This window comes from Terrisporobacter sp., from assembly GCF_017888745.1.
GTDB lineage: Bacteria > Bacillota > Clostridia > Peptostreptococcales > Peptostreptococcaceae > Terrisporobacter.
Genome location: NZ_JAGHFM010000102.1, coordinates 1 through 7,018, shown reverse-complemented (window position 1 = coordinate 7,018; position 7,018 = coordinate 1). Strand labels below are relative to the sequence as shown.

The following is a 7,018-nucleotide window of genomic DNA, read 5'->3' as shown; positions in this document are numbered from 1 at the left end:
TAATCTTATCTAAATTAATTGGGAATATTATACATATAAATAGTATAAAATTATCAAGAACAGTTGAAAATTTTATATAATTAAAAAAGGTAGGTGCTAATATGAAAGTCTATGATAGTAACAACTTAAGAAATGTTGCAATACTAGGACATAGTGGATGTGGAAAGTCAAATCTAATTGATGCCCTAGCGTATACTACAAATATCTCAAATAAAATGCCAAAGATATCTGATAAAGTAAACATGACTTACAGCATAGGACTAGCTCCAATAGAGTATAATAACGTGAAATACAATTTATTAGACACACCTGGTTATTTTGATTTTAGTGGTGAAGTTATATCTTCTTTAAGAGCAAGTGATGCAGCTATTATAGTTATAGATGCTACTTCTCCTATACAAGTTGGGACAGAAAAATCTTTAGAACTAACTGAGAATATGCCCAAAATAATGTTTATCAACAAAATAGACAATGAAAAGGCAAGATATAAAGATGCAATAGAGATGTTAAGAAAAAAATATGACAATAAGATAGTACCAATGATAAGCCCTATATATAAAGATAAAAAATTTGTTAAATTACATAATATTTTAGAAAACTTGGATGATGATTTAGATGGAGAATTTAAAGAACAAGTTTCTAGCGTAAAAGAAGCGCTAATGGAACATATAGCTGAAACAGACGATGAAGTTTTAGATAAGTATTTTAGTGGGGAAGAACTAACTCCAGAAGAGATACAAAAAGGAATAATAATAGGTATACAAAGTGGAGATATAATACCTGTTATATGTGGGTCTACTATTAACAATATAGGTTCAGAAGAAATATTACAAACTATAGGATCATATATAGAGCCAAGTTATATTAAATATGAAGAGCCTTTAAAAGCATTAGTATTTAAAACTATGGTTGACCCATTTGTAGGAAAAATGTCTTATATAAAAGTAGTTCAAGGCCAATTGAAAAAAGATTCTGAAGTAATAAACTTAAATAAAGATGTAAAAGAAAAAATATCAAATTTATATACAATGAAAAAAGGTGAATTAGAAGAAGTAGATTATGCTAATGCTGGTGATATAGTAGTAGTTACTAAGGTTAACTCTTTACAAACAGGAAATACTCTATCAAATAGCAACAAAGAAGAATTACTAGACGAAATTAATTTACCAAAACCTCAAATATATTATGCTATAGTACCTAAAAATAAAGGTGAAGAGGATAAAATAGGTGCGGCATTAAATAAAATATCAGAAGAAGATCCAACTATACATTGGTATAGAAATTCAGAAACTAAACAAACATTAGTTGGAGGTCAAGGTGAACTTCATATAAATACAGTTAAGAATAAAATGAAAGAAAAATTTGGAGTGGATGTAGATTTAGAAGATATAAAGGTTGCTTATAGAGAGACTATAAAAGGCTCTTCTGATGTACAAGGGAAACATAAGAAGCAATCTGGAGGGCATGGTCAATACGGTGATGTAAAAATTAAATTTACAAGATCAAATGACGATTTTGAGTTTGCCGAAGAAATATTTGGTGGATCTGTACCAAAATCATATATACCAGCAGTAGAAAAGGGATTAAAAGACTCTATGCAAAAGGGAATTCTTGCAGGATATCCTGTTACTAATATTAAAGCAGTATTATATGATGGATCATATCATGATGTTGACTCATCTGAAATGGCATTTAAAATGGCTGCATCTTTAGCATTTAAAAAAGGAATGGAAGAAGCTAAACCAATATTATTAGAACCTATCATGAAACTTGTTATAACTGTTCCAGAAGAATATATGGGAGATGTAATGGGGGATATAAATAAGAGAAGAGGAAAAATCTTAGGTATGGAACCTGATGATAAAGGAAGACAAGTAATATATGCTGAGGCTCCTCAAAGTGAAACATTTAAATATGCAATTGATTTAAGATCTATGACTCAAGGTAGAGGATATTTTGAAATGCAACTAGAAAAGTATAATGAAGTTCCTCAGCAACTAGCATTAAAAATAATCGCAGAAGCTAATAATTAAGAAAAATATGAACAAAAACGGCATGATATTTTAAAATATTGTGTCGTTTATTTTGTTTTGTAAGCAAAATATATACCCGATTTTATTTATAATAATTAGATTATATAACTAAAAGATGTATATAATATATATTAATAGTAGTCAAAGAAAGTCAAATAAGAATCAATTTAATTAAGTGGTGATAATATGGCTTCAATCAGTGATATAATTGAAAAATTTATTAAAAACTTAATGAAAGATAGTGATAATATACAAATTCAGAGAAATGAACTTGCTAATCTATTTAATTGTGCCCCATCTCAGATAAATTATGTACTAACAACTAGATTTTCTAGAGAAAAAGGGTATGAGATCCTAAGTAAAAAAGGTGGTGGAGGATATGTTGAAATCAAAAAAATCAAAACAATCAAAACAAATACTAGAGAACATGTTTTACACACTATATATGAAAAAATCGACAACAAAATAACATATTTCCAGGGAAAAGTTATAATTAATTGGTTATTAGACATTAATATTATTAACAATAAAGAAGCAAAAATAATATTATGTGTTATAGATGATAAATCTTTAAATACACCCATATATGAATTAAGTGAAAATATAAGAGCAAAAATTTTAAAAAATATTATAGAAGAATTATTCAACATAGAGGAGTGATAGTATGTTATGTCAAGTATGTCATAAAAAGACTGCAGCCGTTTTTATTAGCTCCATTATAAATGGTCAAGAGACTAGGTTATATTTATGTAATGATTGTGCAAAGGATTACCCTTTATTTAATTTAAACTTAGATGAGTCATTTTCAATAAAAGATTTAATGGATAAACTTCAATTAGAAGAACAATTTAAATCAGAAGAAATATCTAGAAAAGAGAATAAACAAATGTCATTAGAAAAAAATAACACGTATAAAAATATAATTTGTCCAGAATGTTGTAGTACATACGATGAATATAGAACAACTGGAAAATTAGGATGTAGTGGTTGTTATGAGGCATTTGAAGATCAACTTGAATTAATATTAAAAAAACTTTATGGATATTCAGATTATGTAGGTAAAATTCCAAAAAGTGATAATACTCATATATATATACGTAATGAAATAAGAATTTTAAAAGAAGACTTAAATAGAGCAGTTGAAAGAGAAGAGTATGAAAAGGCGGCAGATATTAGAGATAAAATAAGAGAGCTACAAGAGTGCAATGAATAGGAAGGTGATTTATTTATGGAAAATACTATAGTAATGAACACCCAAGTATCCTTATCTAGAAATATAAATAACTATCCTTTTCCTCATAAATTAAATCAATCAGAGGCAATGCATATAGTAAATAAGGTAAGCAGGATATTATTAACTTCACCAGATTTGCAACAAGAGGATTTTATTTTAAAAAATATGAAAGATATTACTGATATAGAAAAAACAACTCTCATAGAAAGGAATATTATAAGTAATAAGTTTTCTAAAAATGATATTTCATCAATATTGATTAATAAGGATAAAAGTAAATTCATATTAATTAATGGTGATAATCATATTGAAATTAAAATATATATGAATAACCTAAATTTAAATGAAGCTTTTAACATAGCAGATCAAATAGATGATATATTAGGGGAAAAATTAGATTATTCTTTTAACGAAAATTTAGGATATTTAGCTAGTTGTCCAGTTAATGTAGGAACTGGATTAAAAGCTTCTGTAACGCTTCATTTACCTATATTATCATTACAAAAAAAAATAGAAAATTATCATAATATAGGTCATAAATTAGGTATAAATATAAAGGGTATTTGCAGTGAAAGGTCAAATACATTAGGAAATATGTATGAGATAACAAATCAAAACATTATAGGAAGGTCAGAAAAAAACACTCTTGAAAGTCTAAAAAGTATGATTAAAGAAATTATTACTAAAGAAATTGAATCAAGAGAAATATTAAAGATAGAGGCCAATATAGAGGTGGAAGATGAAGTTTATAGGTCTTTAGGAATACTTCAAAATGCAAGGATTATTTCTGCTCAAGAAGTTATGAAACACTTATCTAATATTAAATTAGGTATAGAGATGGATTATATTAATGATATAAATTTAGATAAAGTAATAAACCTTATGAATGGTATGAAACCAGCATTAAGGTTAATGTCCGCTGTAACTAGTAGTAGCGATATAGAAAGAGCTAGTTATATAAGGAATGAATTTACTTTAGCTAATAGGAATAATAAATAGGAGGGATGAAAATGTACTTCAATAGGTTTACTCAAAGAGCTAAGACTGCAATTGATTTAGGAGTAGAATCAGCAAAAAAACTTGGTCATAAAATCGTTGGAACAGAACATATACTTCTAGGGCTTCTAAAAGAAAAAGACGGAATAGCTGCCAAGGTTTTAAATCAATTAGGAGTAACAGAAGATATCCTTAAAGCTAGGATAATTGAAATAGAAGGTAAGAACGATGAAATTAAATCTGAGGTAACATTAAGTCCTAGATCAAAACAAATATTAGAATTATCAGGAGCATTTGCTAATAAACTTAAAACTAATTACATAGGAACAGAACATATATTATTAGCACTTGCCCAAGAGGGAGAAGGCTTAGGGATGAAAATCTTAGCCTCACTTAATATAGACGCTAGAGATATAGCTGAAAGTATTATAGATATGATGGGAATAGACAATTATTCTATGGATAATAATTCATCAAACAAAAGTAGTACTAACTCTTCTTCAGAAAGTACATCATCAAAATTGCTTGATAAATATGGACGAAACCTTACTGAAAGTGCTAAACAAGATAAAATAGATCCTGTTATTGGAAGAAAAAAAGAAATAGAAAGAATTATCCAAATTTTAAGTAGAAGAACAAAGAATAATCCAGTACTAATTGGGGACCCAGGAGTGGGAAAGACAGCTATAGCAGAAGGTTTAGCAATTGATATAGCAGAAGGACGAGTGCCGGATACTTTAAAAAATAAAATATTATATACCTTAGATATGGGGTCTCTTTTAGCTGGAGCTAAATATAGAGGGGAATTTGAAGAAAGAATAAAACAAGTCATAGATGAGGTAATAAAAAAAGGTAATATAGTTTTATTTATAGATGAAATGCACACTATAATAGGAGCGGGATCTACAGGAGAAGGTTCAATTGATGCTTCTAATATATTAAAACCTTGCTTAGCGAGAGGAGAAATACAAATAATAGGTGCTACAACTATAGATGAATACAGAAAACATGTTGAAAAAGATAGTGGTCTAGAAAGAAGATTTCAATCTGTGCTCATAGAAGAACCAACAAAAGAAGATACAATAGAAATCTTAAAAGGATTAAGAGATAAGTATGAGGCGCATCATAAGGTAAAGATAACAGATGAATCTATAAAAGCATCAGTTGAATTATCAGTAAGATATATTACAGATAGATTTTTGCCAGATAAGGCAATAGATTTAATAGATGAGGCAGCATCGAAGGTTAGATTAAAAGAGAGCACACCTCCAAAAGAAATTAAAGACTTAGAAGAAAGAATAAATAGTATAAAAAAAGAAAAAGAGGAATCTATTAGAGGTCAAAATTTTGAAAAAGCTGCTACACTAAGAGATGAACAGAGAAAAACACAAGAACAGTTAGATAAAATCAGAAGAGATTGGAGTAGTATATCAAAGTACGAAAATGTAGTAGATTCAGAAGCAATTGCAGAGATTGTAAGTCTTTGGACAGGAATACCTGTCAATAGTATGATGGAAGAAGAAGCAGAAAGATTATTAAAATTAGAAGATATATTGCATGAAAGAGTTGTTGGTCAAGATCAAGCAATAAAGTCTATTTGTACGGCTATTAGAAGAGCTAGGGCAGGACTTAAAGATCCTAATAGACCTATTGGTTCATTTTTATTTCTAGGTCCAACTGGTGTAGGTAAGACGGAGCTTAGTAAAGCATTAGCTGAAGCTGAGTTTGGAGATGAAAATCAAATTATTCGTATAGATATGTCAGAGTACATGGAAAAACATTCAGTATCTAGATTGATAGGTTCTCCTCCTGGATATGTAGGATATGATGAAGGAGGACAATTAACTGAGAAAGTAAGAAGACACCCTTATTCAGTAGTTTTATTCGATGAAATAGAAAAAGCCCACCCTGATGTCTTTAATATATTATTACAAATACTAGATGATGGTAGATTGACTGATTCTAAGGGAAGAACTGTTGATTTTAAAAATACTATACTAATAATGACATCTAATGCTGGGGCAACTACAATTAAAAAACAAAAAACATTAGGATTTAATTCGGGTAATAAAGATGATTCGGAAAAGAATGAATATGAGAAAATGAAAGAAACTATCATGAGAGAACTTAAAAAACAGTTTAGACCTGAGTTTTTAAATAGAATAGATGATATAATAGTATTCCATTCACTTAATAAGCAAGATATTTCTCAAATAGTAAAATTAATGTGTAAAACATTAATAAATAGATTAGATGAAATGACAATTAAATTGGAGATGGATGAAGACGCAATAGATTTAATTGCTAAAGAAGGTTTTGATTTAGAGTATGGAGCTAGACCTTTAAAAAGATCTATACAAAAAGAATTAGAAAATGAATTATCAGAATTGATTTTACAGGGAACAATAAAATCAGGAGATGTAGTTGAAGCGACTGTTAAAGAAGGAAAGATGGCTTTTGAGGTAAAATAATTTTAACAATAGAGGGGGGAAACTCCCTCTATTTAAGGTTTTATAAAGGTTTTTTTGATATATTTACTATAAAACACGATAATAATATATGCACAGACTAATAATATATAGTACAATAAAGTAATAATAAAGCATTTAAGGATGGATAACAATGGCGAAGATTAAAACAAAATATGTATGCCAATCTTGTGGGTATGAAACTAGCAAATGGTTAGGTAAATGTCCTGAGTGTACAAAATGGAATACATTTGTTGAAGAAATAGAAGAAAAAAAATCTCCAAAGG

At 28.5% G+C, this 7,018-nt stretch carries 6 protein-coding genes; all 6 read left to right on the top strand.

Translation table 11 applies throughout. The annotated features are described in order from the left end of the window. Nucleotides 1-101 precede the first annotated feature (101 nt). Nucleotides 102-2,033, top strand: coding sequence for an elongation factor G (locus J7G74_RS05215; RefSeq protein ID WP_297132733.1), 1,932 nt, complete (start codon nucleotides 102-104; stop codon nucleotides 2,031-2,033). Nucleotides 2,034-2,219: 186 nt separating this feature from the next. Beyond that, complete coding sequence (locus tag J7G74_RS05210; protein ID WP_297132730.1) at nucleotides 2,220-2,693, top strand: CtsR family transcriptional regulator; 474 nt, start codon at nucleotides 2,220-2,222, stop codon at nucleotides 2,691-2,693. A gap of 4 nt (nucleotides 2,694-2,697) precedes the next feature. After that, complete coding sequence (locus J7G74_RS05205) at nucleotides 2,698-3,246, top strand: UvrB/UvrC motif-containing protein (protein WP_297132728.1); 549 nt, start codon at nucleotides 2,698-2,700, stop codon at nucleotides 3,244-3,246. Nucleotides 3,247-3,261: 15 nt separating this feature from the next. Then, nucleotides 3,262-4,266 (top strand): hypothetical protein, encoded by a 1,005-nt coding sequence (locus tag J7G74_RS05200; RefSeq protein WP_297132724.1) that lies wholly within the window; start codon nucleotides 3,262-3,264, stop codon nucleotides 4,264-4,266. Nucleotides 4,267-4,277: 11 nt separating this feature from the next. Beyond that, a complete protein-coding gene (locus tag J7G74_RS05195; RefSeq protein WP_297132721.1) occupies nucleotides 4,278-6,734 on the top strand; it encodes an ATP-dependent Clp protease ATP-binding subunit in 2,457 nt (818 codons plus the stop codon). Between the two features lie 151 nt (nucleotides 6,735-6,885). Then, nucleotides 6,886-7,018 (top strand): hypothetical protein (locus J7G74_RS05190; RefSeq protein ID WP_297132734.1); only part of this gene is annotated, 133 nt, incomplete at its 3' end.

Excerpts from the sequence above, each read along its gene's own strand:
- J7G74_RS05215 (WP_297132733.1), top strand. The coding sequence starts at position 102 with ATGAAAGTCTATGATAGTAACAACTTAAGAAATGTTGCAATACTAGGA.
- J7G74_RS05210 (WP_297132730.1), top strand. The coding sequence starts at position 2,220 with ATGGCTTCAATCAGTGATATAATTGAAAAATTTATTAAAAACTTAATG.
- J7G74_RS05205 (WP_297132728.1), top strand. The coding sequence starts at position 2,698 with ATGTTATGTCAAGTATGTCATAAAAAGACTGCAGCCGTTTTTATTAGC.
- J7G74_RS05200 (WP_297132724.1), top strand. The coding sequence starts at position 3,262 with ATGGAAAATACTATAGTAATGAACACCCAAGTATCCTTATCTAGAAAT.
- J7G74_RS05195 (WP_297132721.1), top strand. The coding sequence starts at position 4,278 with ATGTACTTCAATAGGTTTACTCAAAGAGCTAAGACTGCAATTGATTTA.